Consider the following 19,660-nt stretch of genomic DNA (forward strand, 5'->3'; position numbering starts at 1 on the left):
CGGGCCGTGGGGCTGGGGGAGCGCGGTCGTCGCGACGCGCCCGCCGGGTCACCGTCCGGCGGCCGGTGGGCCGGGTGCGGCGGGCGCGGCGGCGTGGCGGGCGCGTCGGAGGGGGCGGGTGGGTCGGGCGCGTCGGGCGCCTGGTCAGCCGGCCAGGGCGGGGACGCGGTCCTCGGCCAGCGGGCGCAGCCAGTCCTCGCCGAGCCGGGCCCGGGTGGCCGGGTCGGTGACGCCGAGCCCGGGCTGGTCGGCCAGGCAGAGCACGCCGATCTTGCCGGTGTGCTGGTTGTTCTGGACGAGCCGGGCGGCCTCGCCGACCTCCGCCAGCGGGTACGTCCGGGACACCACCGGGGCGAGCAGCCCCAGCTTGTACAGCCGCATCATCTCGGCGGCCTCGCCCAGGTTCATGCCGTGGCTGCCGACGATCCGCTTCAGGTTCATCCAGAAGTACCGGTTGTCGAAGGTGTGTTGGTAGCCGGTGCTGGAACCGCAGGTCACCACGGTGCCGCCGCGCCGGGCCACGATCACCGAGATGCCGAAGGTGGCCTTCCCGACGTGGTCGAACACGATGTGCGGGTCCTCGCCGACCTGCGAGCGGATCGCCCGGCCCAGGCGCTTGGCCAACTCCACCGTCTCCTGGGGGGATTCGGGCGCCTTGCCGATGCCGATCTCCTCCCGGTTGATCACCACGTCGCAGCCCAGCCGGCGGACCAGCTCGGCCTTCCGCTCGGAGTTGACCACCCCGACCGGGATGCCGCCGCCGTTCTTCACCAACTGCACGGCGAACGCGCCCAGTCCGCCGCTGGCGCCCCAGATCAGCACGATGTCGCCCTGCTTGATCCTGGCGCCCTTCTCGCTGACCAGCATCCGGTAGGCGGTGCCGCCGCAGAGCGGGATGCTGGCGGTCTCCTCCCAGGTCAAGTGCGGCGGCTTGGCGATCAGTTGGCTGGCCCGCACCACCGTGTAGTGGGCCAGGCCGCCGAAGTTCGTCTCGTACCCCCAGGCTTTCTGGTCGGCGCCCAGCATGCCGTCCGTGTGGGTCACCGGGTCCTGGTCGTCCACCACCGCGGTGCTCACCGCGACGTGGTCGCCGACCTGCCAGCGCCGCACTCCCGCGCCGGTGCGCACGATCACGCCCGCCGCGTCCGAACCGATCACCTGGTGCGGCTGGTCGTGCCGGGCCTGCCAGCCGCCGGAGCGGGCGTACCGGCGCAGCGCGTCGAACGTCGACACCGGCTCGAAGGTCGCCGACCACACGGTGTTGTAGTTCACCGAACTGGCCATCACGGCCACCAGGACCTCGTCCGGGGCGAGTTCGGGCAACGGCACCCGGCCCACGTGGAGGGAGCGGCGGACGTCCTTGTCCGCAACACCGTGAAACATTTCGACATCTTGCCGAAGCAAATGTGCTGCGGTGTAATCTTTCGGCAATGGAAGACGCGACAACTCCTCGGGCGGAGCGTCTCGCAGTACTGCCTCGGTCAACTCGTCCATCTGCATTCCCTCCGCCGCCGGGGGCGGCAATCAGGCAGGTCGGAAAGGCCGTCATCGACGCTACGTGAGCGCCCTGGCGGCTGAGAACCCCTAACGCTCCAGGGGGTGCGATGTGCGGCAAAGCCGCAGGTGGGAGCGGTGGAATCGGGGTCATGACAGCGGACTGGGGGCGGGTTCCGGGGTTCGCCGGGGTGCGGAAATAGGGGTGGACCGGAATTGTCCGAGCTGCGGATACTTCACAGGACGTGCACCGCCCCGGACGACTCGGAAGCGGAATTCACGTCAGGTGTCGGTGAACCGGCGCGGAGGGGCGGCGAATTGCCGTTCCGTCGCCCTCCGGGGCGCCGGCCCACCGCTGTCCGACTGCTCGGCAACCGCCCCGGCAGTCCCATCCGCAACTGCCTTCGCAGCCGCTTCCGCAGCCGCTTCCGCGACCGCTTCGGGGTCGCTTCCGCGCCGCTTTCGAAAGGGTGTCACCGCCACCATGACGAGCCAGGGACAGTCCGCCGCCGACGCGCACCCCCACGACCCGGCGGCCGAGGTGCCGGCCGGCGCGGTCGCCGTGGTCGGACTGGCCTGCCGGCTGCCCGGAGCGCCCGACCCCGAGGCGTTCTGGGCGCTGCTGGCCGAGGGCCGCACCGCGATCGGGCAGCCGCCCGCGCACCGCGGACTGGACCCGGAGCTGCCCCCGGCCGGCTACCTGGAGCGGGTCGACGGCCTCGACGCCGAGTTCTTCGGCCTCTCGCCGCGCGAGGCCGCCGAGGCCGACCCGCAGCAGCGGCTGCTGCTCGAACTCGGCTGGGAGGCCCTGGAGCACGCCGGGATCGTCCCCGCCGCCCTGCACGGCACCCGCACCGGCGTGTACGTCGGCGCGATGGCCCACGACTACCGGCTGCTGCGGCACGCCGCCGAGGCGCCGCCGCTCGGTCGGCACACCCTCACCGGGCTCAACCACGGCCTGCTCGCCAACCGGATCTCCTACACCCTCGGCCTGCACGGCCCCAGCCTCACCCTCGACACCGCCCAGTCCTCCGCGCTGACCGCCCTGCACCTGGCCCACCGCGCCGTCCGCGACGGCGACTGCGAACTCGCCCTGGCCGGCGGCGTCAACCTGATCCTCAGCAGCCGCAGCACCGACGAGGCACGGCAGTTCGGCGGCCTCTCGCCCGACGGCCGGATCCGCCCGCTGGACGCCCGCGCCAACGGCTACGCCCGTGGCGAGGGCGCCGGACTGGTGGTGCTCAAGCGGCTCGACCGGGCCCGCGCCGACGGCGACCGGGTGCTCGCCGTGATCCTCGCCAGCGAGGCCAACCACGGCGGCGCCGCCGCCGGCCTCACCGTCCCCGACGCCGACGCCCAACGGGCGCTGCTGGAGCGGACGCTGGAGCGCGCCGGGCGCCGCCCCGAGCAGGTCCAGTACGCCGAACTGCACGGCACCGGCACCCCCGTCGGCGACCCGGTCGAGGCCGCCGCCCTCGGCGCCGTGCACGGCCACCGGCCCGCCGACGCGCCGCTGCTGGTCGGCTCGGCCAAGGCCAACACCGGCCACCTGGAAGGCGCGGCCGGCATCGTCGGCTTCCTGAAGGCCGTCCTCGCCCTCGCCCACCGGCAGATCCCGGCCACCCCGCACCACGAACAGCCCAACCCCGCCATCGACTTCGCCCGCCTCGGCCTGCGCGTCCCGGACACCCTGCGCCCCTGGCCCGCCCCCGACCGCGAACTGCTGGCCTCCGTCAGCTCCTTCGGCATGGGCGGCGCCAACTGCCACGTCCTGCTGGCCGGAGCCGACGAGGTGCCGTTCCCGGCGGAGGCGGAAGCCGGGGGAACGACCCCGGCAGCGGGCGAGACCGCGGGAACGGCCCCGGCCACGGGCGAGACCGGGGGAACGGCGGCCGCGCACACCGTGCTCACCCTCTCGGCCCGCACCCCCGAGGCGCTGCGCGACCAGGCCGGGCGGCTCGCCGACCACCTCGACGCCCACCCCGGCCTCACCGGACCGGCCGTCGCGGCCGCCCTCGCCACCACCCGCACCCACTTCCGCCACCGGGCCGCGCTGCCCGTCACGGGAACGGACCGGCGGGACGACCTGGTCGCCGAACTGCGCAAGCTGGCGGACGGAGCGCCCGGTGCCGACACCGTGACCGGCCGCGCGGCGGAGCCCGGACGGCTCGCCCTGCTGTTCTCCGGCCAGGGCAGCCAGCGGGCCGGCGCCGGGCGCGAACTGTACGCCGCGCTGCCGGAGTTCGCCGCCGCGCTGGACGACACCCTCGCCGCACTGGACCCGCACCTCGACCGGCCGCTGCGCGACCTGCTGTTCGCCGCCCCGGGCAGCCCCGAAGCCACCCTGCTCGACCGCACCGAGTACACCCAGCCCGCGCTGTTCGCCTGGTCCACCGCCCTGCACCGGACGCTGCGACAGCACGGCGCGGAAGCCGAGTTCGTCCTCGGCCACTCCGTCGGCGCGCTCGCCGCCGCGCACGCCGCCGACGTCCTCACCCTGCCCGACGCCGCCCGCCTGGTCGCCGCCCGCGGCCGGCTCATGCAGACCGCCCGGACCGGCGGCCTGATGGTCGCCGTCCAGGCCACCGCCGACGAGGTCGCCCCGCTGCTCGCCGAGTACGGCGACCGGGTCGCGCTGGCCGCCGACAACGGCCCCGACGCGGTGGTGCTCTCCGGCGACGCCGGACCGGTCGCCGAACTGGCCGCCCGGTTCACCGAACTCGGCTGCCGCACCCGGACGTTGACCGTCAGCCACGCCTTCCACTCCGCGCACATGGACAGCGCCGTCGACGAGTTCCGGCGGATCGCCGCCGGACTGCGCTACCGCGCCCCCCGGCTCACCGTGGTCTCCGACCTCACCGGCGCGGTCGCCACCGCCGAGGAACTGGCCTCGGCCGACTACTGGGCCGCCCACCTGCGCCGACCCGTCCGGTTCCGGCAGGGCGTCCGCACACTGGCCGAACTCGGTGCCACCGCCTGGGCCGAACTCGGCCCCGGCCAGGTGCTGGCCTCGCTCGCCAAGCAGAACCTGGCCGACCGGGCCGGCGCGAAGCCGGCGGTGGTGCCGGTGCTGCGCGGCGGCGACCGGCCCGAGCCGCTCGGCTTCCTCCGGGCGGTCGGCGAACTGCACGTGAGCGGCGTCGAGTTGGCCTGGGAGCGGGTGCACGGCGGCCGGGTCAGGCTGCCGCTGCCCGGCTACCCGTTCCAGCGCGAGCCGCACTGGTTCGGCGAACTCGCCGACGGGAAAGACCGGTTCGCCGATCGCCCGGAGGGCGTGTCGGACCCGCGCGAGCCCCAGTCGGACCGGCAGGCCCGGCAGGCCCAGCCGACCCATTCGACCCAGTCGGCCCAGTCGGCCCGACCCGAGCGGTCTGCTCCGGTGGCGGGCGCGCGGAAGCTCGGGCTGCCGCAGGTGCTCGACGTCCTGGCCGCCGTGCTCGGCCACCGCAGTGCCGAACGCCTCGACCCGGAGCGGTCGTTCCGCGAGCTGGGCCTGGACTCGCTGGGCGCGGTGGAGTTCGCCGAGCGGCTCGGCGAGCGCGGCGGCACCGAACTGCCCGCCACCCTCGCCTACGACCACCCGTCCCCGCGCGCCGTGGCCGCGCACCTCGCGGGCGGCCCCGCCTCCCACGACCCGCTGCCGGCAGCGGAGTTCGCCCCCGACGAGCCGGTGGCGATCGTCTCGGCGGCCGGCCGCTTCCCCGGCGGGCTGGACACGCCGGAGGCGCTGTGGGAGCTGGTGCTGGACGGCGGCGACGCGATCGGCCCGTTCCCGGCCGACCGCGGCTGGCCCGACGGCCTGTACCACCCGGAGCCGGGCCGGCCCGGACACGCGTACGCCACCGGCGGCGGATTCCTGTACGGCGCGGGCGAGTTCGACGCCGACTTCTTCGGCATCTCGCCGCGCGAGGCGACCGTGATGGACCCGCAGCAGCGCCTGCTGCTGGAGGTGGCCTGGGAGTCGCTGGAGCGGGCCGGGATCCGCCCGGCCGACCTGCGCGGCAGCCGGACCGGCGTGTACGCCGGGCTCACCCAGCTCGACTACGGCCCGCGCCTGCACGAGCCCGCCGCAGGACACGAGGGCCACCTGCTGACCGGCAGCGCCGTCAGCGTCGCGTCCGGCCGGATCGCCTACGTGCTGGGCCTGGAGGGCCCGGCGGTGACGGTCGACACCGCCTGCTCGTCCTCGCTGGTGGCGATCCACCTGGCCGCCCAGGCCCTGCGCACCGGCGAGGCCACCCTCGCGCTGGCCGGCGGCGTCACCGTGATGTCGACGCCCGGCATGTTCACCGAGTTCAGCCGCCAGCGCGGCCTGTCCGCCGACGGCCGCTGCCGCTCGTTCGCCGCCGGGGCGGACGGCACCGGCTGGGCGGAGGGCGCGGGCGTCCTGGTGCTGGAGCGGCTCTCCGACGCCCGCCGCAACGGCCACCCCGTGCTGGCCGTGATCCGCGGCAGCGCCATCAACTCCGACGGCGCCTCCAACGGCCTGACCGCCCCCAACGGCCTCGCCCAACAGCGGGTCATCACCGAGGCGTTGCGCCGCTCGGGCCTGTCTGCGGCCGAGGTCGACGCCGTGGAGGCGCACGGCACCGGAACGGTGCTCGGCGACCCGGTCGAGGCCGGGGCGCTGCTCGACGTGTACGGGCGCGGCCGCGCCGAGGGCGCCGAACCGCTGTGGGTCGGCTCGCTGAAGTCCAACGTGGGCCACATGCAGGCCGCCGCCGGCGTGGGCGCGGTGATCAAGACGGTGGCCGCGCTGCGGGCCGGCGTCCTGCCCAAGTCGCTGCACGCGGAGGCGCCTTCACCGCTGGTGGACTGGGACGGGGGCATCGCGCTGCTGACCGAGCAGCGCGCCTGGCCGGAGACCGGCCGGCCGCGCCGGGCGGGCGTCTCCTCGTTCGGGATCAGCGGAACCAACGCCCACCTCATCCTGGAGCAGGTACCGGAGGAGGAGACCGACACGCCGGAAGGCGAGTTGACGCTGCCGGTGGTGCCGCTGCTGGTCTCCGGCCGCTCGCCGCAGGCGCTCCGCGCCCAGGCGGGCCGACTGCTGGAAACCCTCCGGGACGACGAAACCGCCCAGGTGGCAAGGGGATTGGCGTCGGTGCGGACCTCGTTCGAGCACCGCGCGGTGGTGCTGGGCGCCGACCCCGAGGCGCTGCGGACCGGCCTGGCCGCGCTGGCGGCCGGCCGGTCGACCGCCGGCGTACCGGTGGGCGCCGCACCGGCCGGCGGCACGACGGCCGTCCTGTTCACCGGGCAGGGGAGCCAGCGTCCGGGCGCGGGACGGGAGTTGTACGAGGCGTTCCCGGTGTTCGCGGCCGCGCTGGACGAGGCGACCGCCGCCTTCGACGGGCTGCTCGAACGTCCGCTGCTGCCGCTGCTGCTGACCGAGGACGGCCCCGACACCGCCCTGCTCGACCGGACCGGCTACGCCCAGCCCGCGCTGTTCGCGCTCGGGGTCGCGCTGTACCGGCTGGTCGAGCACTGGGGCGTCGCCCCGGACCGGCTGGCCGGCCACTCGATCGGCGAACTCACCGCCGCCCACCTGGCGGGCGTCCTCACCCTCGCCGACGCCGCGACCCTGGTCGCCGCCCGGGCCCGCCTGATGGACGCGCTGCCCGAGGGCGGCTCGATGCTCGCCGTCGAGGCCGGCGAGGACCAGGTGCGGGCCGAACTCGACTCCGTCGAGGGCCTGGTGGCCGTCGCGGCGGTCAACGGACCGGCCGCGACCGTGGTCTCCGGCGAGAGCGCGGCCGTCGCCGCCGTCGAGCAGCGGTTCCGCGCGCTCGGCCACCGGGTCTCCCGGCTGCGCACCAGCCACGCCTTCCACTCGCCGCTGATGGACCCGATCACCGACGAGTTCGGCCGGATCGCGGCGAGCCTGCCGCACCATCCGCCGAGGATCCCGATCCGCTCCGCCGTCGACGGCGAACTCTACGACGAGGTGCGGCCGTTGGCGCCCGAGCACTGGGTCGGCCACGTCTGGCGCGAGGTCCGCTACCTGGACGCGGTGCGCGGCCTGGCCGAGGACGGCGTCACCGCCTACCTGGAGCTCGGCCCCGACGCCGTCCTCACCGCGCTCACCCGCGCGATCCTCGCCGAGGGCGAGGGCGAGGGCGACGCTCAGGGCGCCGAACCCGCGCTGGCCGCCGCCCTGCGCCGCGGCCGCCCCGAGGCGGAGACCCTGCTGACCGCGCTCGCCACCGTCCACACCCGGGGCACCGAGGTGGACTGGCCGACCGTCCTCGGCGGCCCGCCCGCCCGTCCGGCCGCCCTGCCCACCTACGCCTTCCAGCGCGAGCGGTACTGGTTCGACCTCCCCGCCGAGCGCGGCGCGGCCACGGGCGCGGGCACGGTCGCCGGGGAGGACGGCTTCTGGGCCGCCGTCGAGCAACGCGACCGGAGCCGACTGGCCGCCCTGCTCAACCTGCCCGAGGGGGAGGACACGTCGGCCCTCGACGCGCTGCTGCCCACCCTCGCCGACTGGCGGGCCGGACGGGAACGCCGCCGGGCCGTCGACCTGCTGCGCCACCGGATCGCCTGGCGCCCGCTGCCCGAGCCCAAGACCGCTGCGGGGGACGGCCGTTGGCTGATCCTGCTGCCCGCTCCCGACGGTCGGCCCGCCGGGGAGGCGGAACGGATCGGCCTGTGGCGGGACGTCCTGGAGCGGGCCCTGCGGCAGACCGGACGGGAGACGCAGCCGCTGGAGGTACCGGCCGGCACCGACCGGGCGGGACTGGAGGCCCTGCTCCGGCAGGCCACCGCCCAGGGCGCCGGGAACACGGACGGGCCGGCCGCCGGGCCGCTCGCCGGGGTGCTGTCGCTGCTGTCGCTGGCCACCGGCGCGCTCGCCGACCGCCCGGCCGTGCCCGCCGCCCTCGCCGACACCCTGCACCTGCTGCAGGCCGCCGAGGCCCTCGGACTGGACGCCCCGGTGTGGGCGGCCACCAGCGGCGCGGTCGGCACCGGCCCCGCCGACCCGCCGACCGACCCGCAGGCCGCCGCCGTCTGGGGCCTCGGCGCGGCCGCCGCCACCGAGAGCCCGCGCTGGGGCGGCCTGCTGGACCTCCCCGCCGAACCCGGCGGCCGCCCCGCCGCACTGGCCGCCGCCGCCCTGCTCGGGGCCGCGCCGGAGGCCGAACTCGCGGTCCGCCGCGAGGGGTTGTACGCCCGCCGACTGGTCGCCGTCGAATTCGCGAGCACCGAATCCGCGAGCGCCGCGTCCGATGGCGTCGCGTCCGATGGCGCCGGGGCGGATGGCGTCGCGTCCGATGGCGTCGCGTCCGGCCCGGTTCCGCTGGCCGAACCGCGCGGTACGGTGCTGATCACCGGCGGGACGGGCGCGCTCGCCGGGCACATCGCGCGGGTCCTCGCCGGGCGCGGGGCCGAACACCTGCTGCTGGTCAGCCGGCGCGGCCACAACGCCCCCGGGGCGGCCGAACTCGCCGACGAGCTGGCCGTGGCCGGCGCCCGCAAGGTCACCTTCGCCGCCGTCGACGTCACCGACCGGTCCGCGCTCGCCGACCTGCTCGCCGACCTGCCCGACAGCCTGCCGCTCACCGCCGTGGTGCACACCGCCGCCGTGCTCGACGACGCCACCCTGACCGAACTCACCGACGAGCAGCTGGAACGGGCCCTCGGCGCGAAGGCGCTGGCGGCCCGGCACCTGGACGAGCTGACCCGCGAACTCCCGCTGGACGCCTTCGTCCTGTACTCCTCGGTCGCCTCCATCGTGACCCTCCCCGGCCAGGCCAACTACGCGCCGGGCAACGCGATCCTGGACGCCCTCGCCGCCCGGCGGCGGGCCGACGGACTGCCCGGCACCGCGATCTCCTGGGGCCTGTGGGCGGGCGAGGGCATCGCCGACCCGACCGCGTCCCGCCTGGCGCTCCGGCACGGGCACCGCCTGCTCGATGCCGCCACCGCGCTCGCCGCCCTGGACGAGGCGCTGGCCGAGGGGGTCGCCCACCGGCTGATCGCCGACGGGGACTGGCCCGCGCTGGCCGCCGCCCGCCCGCACCCCCTGCTCGCCGAACTGCTGCCGCCGGCAGCGGAGTCGGCCCCCACCGGGGCCGGCGGTGGCGCGGGTGCCGCCGCCGAACCGGTCGGCGGCCTGCGCGCCGAACTCGCCGCCCAGGAACCGGCCGAGCGCCGCCGCACCCTGCTGCGCGCCGTCCGGACCGAGTCCGCCGCCGTGCTCGGCCGCTCCGGCGCCGATGCCGTCGACCCGCAACGCGGCCTGCGCGACCAGGGGTTCGACTCGATCGCCGCCGTCGAACTGCGCAACCGGCTCGGCCGGCTCACCGGCCTGCGGCTCCCCACCACCCTGGTCTACGACCACCCGACCGCGCAGGCCCTCGCCGACGAACTGCTCACCCTGCTGCCGCTGTCCGCCCCCGCGGACACGGCGAGCGCCGGGAACGGGCAGCCGGAGACGGGTGGCCCCGGGGCCCGCGCGCTGGCCCGGCTCGGCGAACTGGAAGCCCTGCTCGCCGAGTTGCCCGCCGACGACCCCGACCGCCCGCACCTGCTGCGCCGCCTGGGCGCGCTCACCGGCGGAGCCTCCGAAGCGACCTCCGACACGGAGCAGGCCGCCGAGTACGACCTGGCGGCCGAACTGGCCGCCGCCCCCGAGGACGACCTGATCGCCTTCATCGGACGCGAGTTCGGCATCTCCTGACCGGTCCGGGCACCCGGAGCACTCCGAGTGGTCGGAGTACTCCGCGCAGCCCGAGCAATTCGTGTAGTCCGTGCACTCCGTGCAGTCCGTGCACCTGAACAACCCGAGCACCAGCTGATCCCTGTCACCAGCCGTGACAAGCGCGAAGGGCGGAACCTTGAACGACGGCCGGATTCGGTACCTCCTGGAACGGGTCACTGCTGAACTGCAGCAGACCCGCCGCGAGTTGAACGACACCAAGGAACGGGCCGCAGAGCCGGTCGCGATCGTCGGCATGGCCTGCCACTTCCCCGGCGGCGTCGACTCGCCCGAGGACCTGTGGCAGCTGGTCACCGAAGGCCGGGACGTGGTGGGGGAGTTCCCCGGCAACCGCGGCTGGGACCTGTCCACGCTGTTCGACGCGGACCCGGACCGCCCCCGCACCTCCTCGACCCGGCAGGGGGCGTTCCTCGCCGAACCGGGCGCGTTCGACGCCGACTTCTTCGGCATCTCGCCGCGCGAGGCGCTGGCCGCCGACCCGCAGCACCGGCTGCTGCTGGAGACCGCCTGGGAGGCGCTGGAGCGGGCCGGGATCCGCCCCGCCGACCTGCGCGGTACCCGTACCGGCGTGTACGTCGGCGGCAACGGCAACGACTACGTCCCGCCGTTCGGCACCGCCCCCGAGGAGCTGGAGGGCTACCTCACCGTCGGCAACGCGGCGTCCGTCGCCAGCGGCCGGATCTCCTACACGCTCGGCCTCGAAGGCCCCGCCGTCAGCGTCGACACCGCCTGCTCCGCCTCCTCCGTCGCCCTGCACCTGGCCGTCCGCGCCCTGCGCTCCGGCGAGGCCGACCTCGCCCTCGCCGGCGGCGTCAGCGTGATGACCACCCCGCAGCTGTACGTCGAGTTCTCCCGCCAGCACGGCCTCGCCCCGGACGGCCGCTGCAAGGCGTTCGCCTCCGCCGCCGACGGCACCGGCTGGTCCGAGGGCGCCGCCCTGCTGGTCGTCGAACGGCTCTCCGACGCCCGCCGCAACGGCCACCGCGTGCTGGCCGTCATCCGGGGCAGCGCCGTCAACCAGGACGGCGCCTCCAACGGCCTCACCGCCCCGTCCGGCCCCGCCCAGCAGCGCGTCATCCGGCAGGCCCTCACCGACGCCGGACTCACCCCGCAGGACGTCGACGCCGTCGAGGCGCACGGCACCGGGACGACCCTGGGCGACCCGATCGAGGCGCAGGCCCTGCTCGCCACCTACGGCCAGGAACGCTCCGCCGACCGGCCGTTGTGGCTCGGCTCGGTGAAGTCCAACCTCGGCCACACCCAGGCCGCCGCCGGAGCCGCCGGCCTGATCAAGACCGTCCAGGCGCTGCGCCACGGCGTCCTGCCGCGCACCCTGCACGTCGACTCGCCCACCCCGCACGTCGACTGGACGGCCGGCGCGGTCCGGCTGCTCACCGACGAACAGCCCTGGCCGCGCACCGGCACCCCGCGCCGGGCCGGCGTCTCCGCGTTCGGCGTCAGCGGCACCAACACCCACATCATCCTGGAGGAGGCGCCGGACGAGGAGCCGGCCGCCCTCCTCCCCGCCGAGCCGACGGACGCCGAGCCGACGGACGCCGAGCCGACGGACGCCGAGCGGCCGGACGCCGAGCGGCCGGACGCCGAGCGGCCGGACGCCGAGCCGGCGGTGCCCGCAGCCGCGCCGACCCCCGTGCTCTGGACGCTCTCCGGCCGCACCGAACCCGCGCTGCGCGCCCAGGCCGCCCGGCTCGCCGACCACCTGCGCACCACCGCCGCCGCCACCGCCGACCACGCGCACGCGCTCGCCGCGATCGGCCACGCCCTGCACGCCGAACGCACCGCCTTCGAGGAGCGCGCCGCCGTCGTCGGCCGCGACCGCCCCGCGCTGCTCGCCGCCCTCGACGCGCTCGCCACCGGCGAACCCTCGCCCGCCGTCGTGCGCGGCCGCGCCACCGACGACCCGAAGACCGTCCTGGTCTTCCCCGGCCAGGGCGCCCAGTGGCTCGGCATGGCCACCGAACTCATCGACACCGCACCGGTGTTCGCCGAACGCATCGCCGCCTGCGAGAAGGCCCTCGCCGCCTACGTCGACTGGTCGCTGGAGGACGTGCTGCGCGGCCGCCCGGGCGCCCCCGGCTACGACCGGGTCGACGTCGTCCAACCCGCCCTGTGGGCCGTCATGGTGGCCCTCGCCGCGCTCTGGGAGTCGTACGGGCTGCGCCCCGACGCCGTGGTCGGCCACAGCCAGGGCGAGATCGCCGCCGCCACCGTGGCCGGCGCGCTCGAACTCGACGACGCCGCACGGGTGGTGGCCCTGCGCAGCCGCGCCATCACCGCGCTGGCCGGCACCGGTGGGATGGCCTCCGTCCCGCTGCCCCGGGCCGAGGCCGAAGCGCTGATCGCCCGCTGGGACGGCCGGCTGTCGGTCGCCGTGGTCAACAGCCCCGAGGCCGTCGTGGTGGCCGGTGAGGCCGCCGCCCTCGACGAACTCGTCGCCCACGGCGAGGCCGTGGAGCTGCGGGTGCGCCGCGTCCCGGTCGACTACGCCTCGCACTCCCCGCAGGTCGAGCGGCTGCGCGCCGAACTCGCCACCGCCCTCGCCCCGATCGCCCCGCGCACCGGACGCCTGCCGCTGCTGTCCGCCGTCACCGGCGACTGGATCGACACCCGGCTGCTCGACGGCGCCTACTGGTACACCAACCTGCGCGAGACCGTCCGCTTCGAGGACGCCACCCGCGCCCTGCTGGCCGGCGGCCACCGGATCTTCGTCGAGGCGTCCCCGCACCCCGTCCTCACCGCCGCCGTCCAGGCCACCGCCGAGGACGCCGGACAGCCCGTCACCGCCACCGGCTCGCTGCGCCGCGACGAGGGCGGCCTCGACCGCTTCCTCACCTCGCTGGCCGCCGTCGTCACCGCCGGAGCCCCCTACGACGCCGAGGCCGTCCTCGGCCAACGCCCGTCCGTCCGCGTCGACTTGCCCACCTACGCGTTCCAGCGCACCCGGCACTGGATCGACCGCCCGGCCGGCCGGGCCGGCGACCCGCTCGGCCTCGGCCTGCGCCCCGCCGCACACCCCGTGCTCGGCGCCGTCCTCACCGCCGCCGACGGCACCACCACGCTCACCGGACGCCTCGCCGCGCACACCCACCCCTGGCTCACCGACCACACCGTGCACGGCCGGACGGTCGTCCCCGGCACCGCGCTCGTCGAACTCGCGATCCGGGCCGGCGACGAGACCGGACTGCCCGTCCTGGAGGAACTCGTCATCGAGGCACCGCTGTTGGTGCCCGCCGGAGAAGCCGTCGAAGTCCAGGTCACCGTCAGCCCCGCCGGCACCGCGGACCAGTCCGGCCGCCGCACCGTCGAGGTGCACGCCCGCCCGCAGCACGCCGACCCCGGCCCCTGGCAGCGCCACGCCCACGGCCTGCTCGCCCCCGAGAGCAACACCCCCGCCGTGGAGGGCGACTGGCCGCCGGAGGGCGCCGCACCCGTCCCCGTCGACGAGCTGTACGCGCGCATCGCCGCCACCGGCCGCGCCTACGGCCCGCACTTCCAGGGCCTGCGCGCCGCCTGGCGGCACGGGGACGACTACTACGGCCACCTCGAACTCCCCGCCGAGGGCCACGCCGACGCCACCCGCTGGGGCGTCCACCCCGCGCTGCTCGACGCCGCCTTCCACCTCGCCGACCTGGCCGCCCCGCCGGCCGCCGACGGCACCGTCGGGCTCCCGTTCGCCTGGAACGCGATCCGCCTGCACGCCACCGGCGCCCACACCCTCCGGGTCCGGCTGCGCACCGCCCCCGACCACACCCTCGCCGTGGACGCCGTCGACCCCGACGGCACCCCCATCCTCAGCGTCGGCGCACTCGCCCTGCGCCCGATCACCGCCACCCAACTCAGCACCGGCACACCGCTGTACGTCGCGGGCTGGCGCGAACTCGCGCTCGGAACGGACGTCTCGGACGAAACGGGCTGGGCACTGCTCGAACTCCCCGCCACCGCAGACCCGTTCGGCCTCGACCTGCCGCGCCGGTACGCCGGCCCCGCCGCCCTCGCCACCGCCCTCCGGGCCGGCGAGACCCCGCCCGCCCTTGCCTGGCTGCCCGTCGCGGCCGGCGCGCCCGGCGCGTTCGACGCGCTCGGCGGGGCCGACGCGCCCGGCGGGGCCGGTGGGGCCGACGCGCCCGCCGTCGGGACGCCGCCCGAGCAGGCCCGCGCCGTGCTGGCCGACCTGCTGGCCACCGTCCAGAAGTGGCTGGCGCACGAGGAGTTGGCGGGCGTCCGACTCGCCGTCGCCACCCGGTACGCCGCCACCCTCGACGGCGAGCAGCCCGACCTGGCCACCGCCGCCGTCTGGGGCCTGCTGCGCACCGCCCAGGCCGAGCACCCCGACCGGCTGCTCCTGGTCGACCTCGACGACGCCGGCACCGGCACCCCCACCCGGCAGGCCCTGCCCGCCGCCCTGGGCGCCGCCCTCGCCGCCGGTGAGACCCAACTCGCCCTGCGCGCGGGCCGGGCGCACCTGCCGCGACTCGTCCTCGCCGAGACCGCCGGCGCTGCCGCCCCCGTCTCCGCCGCCGCCCCCGTCCCCGCTGCCACCGCGTCCGTCGCCACCGCGTCCGCCGCCACCGCGTCCGCGTCGGAGTCGCGGCTCGACCCCGAGGGCAGCGTGCTGATCACCGGCGGCCTGGGGTTGCTCGGTGCGCTGACCGCCCGGCACCTGGTGGTCGAGCACGGCGTCCGGCACCTGGTGCTGCTCGGCCGGCAGGGGCCCGACACGCCCGGCGCCGCCCAACTGCTGGCCGAACTCGCCGCCCTCGGCGCCGAAGCGCGCGCCGTCGCCGCCGACGCCACCGACCGGGACGCGCTCGCGGCCGTCCTCGCCGACCTCCCCGCCGCGCACCCGCTCACCGCCGTCGTGCACGCGGCCGGCGCGCTCGACGACGGCGTGCTGACCGCGCTGGACGCCGACCGGTTGGAGACCGTGCTGCGCCCCAAGGTCGACGCGGCCTGGCACCTGCACGAGCTCACCGCCGAACTCCCGCTCACCGCCTTCCTGTTGTACTCCTCGGCGGCCGGCGTCCTCGGTACCCAGGGCCAGGCCGGGTACGCCGCCGCCAACGCCTTCCTGGACGCCCTCGCCGCCCACCGGCACGCCCGCGGCCTGCCCGCGAGCTCCCTCGCCTGGGGCCTGTGGGCCGACAGCAGCGCCCTGACCGGCCACCTCACCGCCGCCGACCTGGCCCGGCTCGCCCGCCAGGGCCTGCGCCCGCTCACCGGCGACGAGGGCCGCGCCCTGCTCAGCGCCGCCCTCACCGCCGGCCACCCCCGCCCCGTCCCGCTCGCCCTCCGCCCGGCCGCCCAACCGGCCGCCGTACCGGCGGTGTTGGCGGACGTGCTGCCCGGCGGCGCCGGGACCACCGTCACCCGGCGCCGTGCGGGCGGCGGGGCCGCGGGCCAGGACCTCGCCGCCCGGCTGCGCACCCTCGACCCGGCCCGCCGCGCCGCGACCCTGCTGCGGCTGGTCCGGAAGGAGGCCGCGGCCGTCCTCGGTCGCACCGGATCCGACGGGGTCGAAAGCGAACGGGCCTTCAAGGAGCTCGGGTTCGACTCGCTGACCGCCGTCGAACTGCGCAACCGCCTCGCCGCCGCGACCGGCCTGCGGCTGCCCGCCACCCTGGCCTTCGACCACCCCACCGCACAGGCCCTCGCCACCCGCCTCGACAGCCTGCTGCCCGGCGGCCGGACGGGCACCGACGACGCCGCCACCCGGGGCACGGCGGGCGCGGCAGGCGCGGCGGACGCGCTCCCCGCAGTCGACCAGGACGACCCCGTGGTGATCGTCGCGGCCGGCTGCCGCTTCCCCGGCGACGTCAAAACCCCCGAGCAGCTCTGGGAGTTGGTCGCCGAGGGCCGGGACGCCATCACCCCCTGGCCGACCGACCGGGGCTGGGACAACGACGCCCTCTACGACCCCGACCCCGACCGCCCCGGCCGCACCTACACCCAGTACGGCGGATTCCTGCACGACGTCGCCGAGTTCGACGCCGGCTTCTTCGGCATCTCGCCGCGCGAGGCACTGGCCACCGACCCGCAGCAGCGCCTGCTGCTGGAGACCAGCTGGGAGACCTTCGAGCGGGCCGGCATCGACCCGCACACCCTGCGCGGCAGCCGGACCGCCGTCCACCTCGGCGTCATGTACAACGACTACGCGGGCCGACTCCGCGCCCTGCCCGAGGAGTTGGAGGGCTACCTGCACAACGGCAGCGCCGCCTCGGTCGCCTCCGGCCGGATCTCCTACGCCTTCGGCTTCGAGGGCCCGGCGGTGACGGTCGACACCGCCTGCTCCTCCTCGCTGGTGGCCCTGCACCTCGCCGCCCAGTCGCTGCGCTCCGGCGAGACCGACCTCGCCCTCGCGGGCGGCGTCGCCGTGATGGCCTCCCCGGCCGGCATGGTCGCCACCTCCCGCCACCGGGCGTTCGCCCCCGACGGCCGGGTCAAGGCCTTCGCGGCCGCCGCCGACGGCACCTCCTGGGCCGAAGGCGTCGGACTGCTGCTGCTCGAACGCCTCTCCGACGCCCGCCGCAACGGCCACCCCGTGCTGGCCGTCGTCCGCGGCAGCGCCGTCAACCAGGACGGCGCCTCCAACGGCCTCACCGCCCCGTCCGGCCCCGCCCAGCAGCGCGTCATCCGGCAGGCCCTGGCGGCGGCCCGCCTCAGCCCGCAGGACGTCGACGCCGTCGAGGCGCACGGCACCGGGACGACCCTGGGCGACCCGATCGAGGCCCAGGCGCTGCTCGCCACCTACGGCCAGGACCGCCCCGCCGACCGGCCGCTCTGGCTCGGCTCGCTCAAGTCCAACATCGGCCACACCCAGGCCGCCGCCGGAGCCGCCGGCCTGATCAAGCTGCTCGGCGCCCTCCAGCACGGCATCCTGCCCGCCACCCTGCACGTCGACCAGCCCGCCACCGAGGTCGACTGGGAGGCCGGCGGCGTCGCCCTCCTCACCGAGGCCCGCCCCTGGCCGGAGACCGGCCGCCCGCGCCGGGCCGCCGTCTCCTCGTTCGGCGTCAGCGGCACCAACGCGCACGTCATCATCGAGCAGCCGCCGGCGGGGGAGCCGGGTGCTGCCGGGGGTGTCGGCGGCTTCGGTGAGGCGACCCGTGCCGTGTCATCGGATGTCGCGTCATCGAATGTCGCGTCATCTGATGTCGCGACAACAAGTGACGTGTCAACTGGTGTCACGTCATCGAATGTCGCAGCACAAGATGTCGCGTCAACTGATGACACGACATCAAGTGACACGTCATTTAATGCTGCGGCACAAGATGACGCGACACATGGTGACGCGACACAAGATGACGTGTCACCGATCTCCGCGCCCCGCACCCCCCTCGCACCCCCCGTCCGCCCCCTGCCCTGGGTGCTCAGCGCCCGGACGGCTGCCGCGCTGGCCGTGCAGGCCGGACGGGTCGCCGAGCGGCTGGACGGCACCGGGCACGCGGCCGCGGACCTCGCGCACACGCTGCTGACCGGTCGCGCCGGCTTCGAGCACCGGGCCGTGGTGGTCGCCGCCGATGCCGCGCGAGCGGCGGAGGGCCTGCGGGCGCTCGCGGCCGGGGAACCGGCGGACGGGCTGGTGCAGGGCCGGGGGGACGGGGCGCCGAGCGTGGTGTTCGTCTTCCCCGGGCACGGGTCGCAGTGGCCCGGGATGGCGCGCGAGCTGCTGGCGGCCGAGCCGGTGTTCGCCGAGCGGGTGGCGGAGTGCGCGCGGGCGCTCGCTCCGCACCTGCGGTTCGACGGCGGCCAGGGTGGCCAGGCCGGCGAGGGTAGCGAGGCCGGCGAGGGTAGCGAGGGCGCGAGCGGCGGGTTCGACCTGCTGGACGTGCTGTGGCAGCGGCCGGGGGCGCCCGACCTGGCCCGGGTCGAGGTCGCGCAGCCCGCGCTGTGGGCCGTGCTGGTGGGCCTCGCCGCGCTGTGGGAGTCGTACGGGGTGCGCCCCGACGCGGTGGTCGGGCACAGCCAGGGGGAGGTGGCCGCCGCGACCGTGGCGGGCGCGCTCAGCCTGGCCGACGCGGCGCTGGTGGTCGCGGCCCGCAGCCGGATCCTGGCCCGGCTGGTCGGGCAGGGGTCGATGGCCTCCGTCGCGCTCTCCGCCGACGAGGCGCGGCGCCGGATCGAGGCGTGGCCGGGGCAGCTGTCCGTGGCCACCGTCAACGGTCCCGGGCAGGTGGTGGTCGCCGGGCACGAGGACGCCCTGGACGCGCTGGTCGCCCAGTGCGAGGCCGACGGCGTCCGGGCGAAGCGGCTGCGCAACGCGACCCTGGCCGGGCACTCCCCGGTGATCGACCAGGTCCGCGACGAGGTGCTGGCCGCGCTCGCCCCCGTCCGGCCCGGCCCGGAGCGGGTGCCGATCTGGTCGACCGTCACCGCCGCGCCCGTCGACGGCGCCGAGCTCGACGCCGCGCACTGGTACCGGAACCTGCGCGAGACCGTCCGCTTCGCCCCCGTCATCGAGCAACTCGCGGACGCCGGACGGACCCTGTTCATCGAGGTCAGCCCGCACCCGGTGCTCACCGGCGCGATCCAGGGCACCCTGGAGGCGGGCGACGGCGGCAGCGCCGCCGTCGAGACGCTGCGCCGCGACCACGGCGGCCCCGAGCGGTTCGTGCTGGCGCTCGGCGGGGCGTACGTCCAGGGCGTGCCGGTCGACTTCGGCCCGCTGCTCGGCGGCGCCCGCCCGGTGCCCGGCGCGCTGCCCACGTACGCGTTCCAGCGCCGCCGCTACTGGCTGGACGCCGACCTCGGCCCGCTCACCACCACGCTGGACGGCCAGGACCCGGACGCCGGCGAGAACGCCGACGGCGGGCTCGCCGCCGAGCTGGCCGCGCTGCCCGCCGCCGAGCGGGAGGCCGCGCTGCTCGACCTGGTGCGCCGGCAGGCCGCCGCCGCGCTCGGCCACCCCGACGAGGAGGAGGTCGCGACCGAACGGGCCTTCCGCGAGCTGGGGTTCGAGTCGCTGACCGCCGTCGACCTGCGCAACCGCCTGGCCACCGCGACCGGCCTGCGACTGCCCGCCACGCTGGTCTTCGACCACCCGACCCCGGCCGCCGTCGCCGCCGAACTCGCCACCCGGCTGGCCGGCGAGAGCAGCGGCCAGGGCGCCGGCCAGCGCGGTGTGGACGGTCGACTGCACGGACTGGTCGAGCAGTTGGAGCAGGCCGCGCTGCCGGGCACGGCGGACGACCGGCGGGAACTCGCCGCCCGGCTGGCCGCCCTCGCCGCCAGCCTCGACCCGGACACGGCGGCCCGGACGGCCGGGTCACCGGCCGGTGACCCGGCCGGCGACCCGGCCGACGGCCCCGCCGAAGACCCCGCCGACCTCGAACTCGCCAGCGACGACGAGCTGTTCGCCGCACTCGACCGCGCCCGCCCGGCCGGCGCCCGTACCGGAAGGAGCCGCGACGGTGGCCGATGAGGAGA

Annotated in this window: 3 protein-coding genes; 2 read left to right on the plus strand and 1 reads right to left on the minus strand. The window is 76.7% G+C overall.

The window, feature by feature from the left end; all coding sequences use genetic code 11:
* Positions 1-144: 144 nt before the first annotated feature.
* Complete coding sequence (ccrA, locus tag KSE_RS32395) at positions 145-1,494, minus strand: crotonyl-CoA carboxylase/reductase (RefSeq protein ID WP_033259305.1); 1,350 nt, start codon at positions 1,492-1,494, stop codon at positions 145-147.
* A 484-nt stretch (positions 1,495-1,978) separates the two neighbouring features.
* Between ccrA and KSE_RS46020 the strand changes: the two genes are divergently transcribed.
* Together KSE_RS46020 and KSE_RS43095 are read left to right on the plus strand one after the other, a co-directional pair.
* Positions 1,979-10,177, plus strand: a complete 8,199-nt coding sequence (locus KSE_RS46020) for a type I polyketide synthase (RefSeq protein WP_014139609.1) — start codon at positions 1,979-1,981, stop codon at positions 10,175-10,177.
* A gap of 157 nt (positions 10,178-10,334) precedes the next feature.
* Positions 10,335-19,655, plus strand: coding sequence for a type I polyketide synthase (locus KSE_RS43095; RefSeq protein ID WP_014139610.1), 9,321 nt, complete (start codon positions 10,335-10,337; stop codon positions 19,653-19,655).
* Positions 19,656-19,660: the final 5 nt, after the last annotated feature.

This window comes from Kitasatospora setae KM-6054, assembly GCF_000269985.1.
Classification (GTDB): domain Bacteria; phylum Actinomycetota; class Actinomycetes; order Streptomycetales; family Streptomycetaceae; genus Kitasatospora; species Kitasatospora setae.

Coding starts and splice junctions, on each gene's coding strand:
- ccrA (WP_033259305.1), bottom strand. CDS start 1,494: ATGGACGAGTTGACCGAGGCAGTACTGCGAGACGCTCCGCCCGAGGAG.
- KSE_RS46020 (WP_014139609.1), top strand. CDS start 1,979: ATGACGAGCCAGGGACAGTCCGCCGCCGACGCGCACCCCCACGACCCG.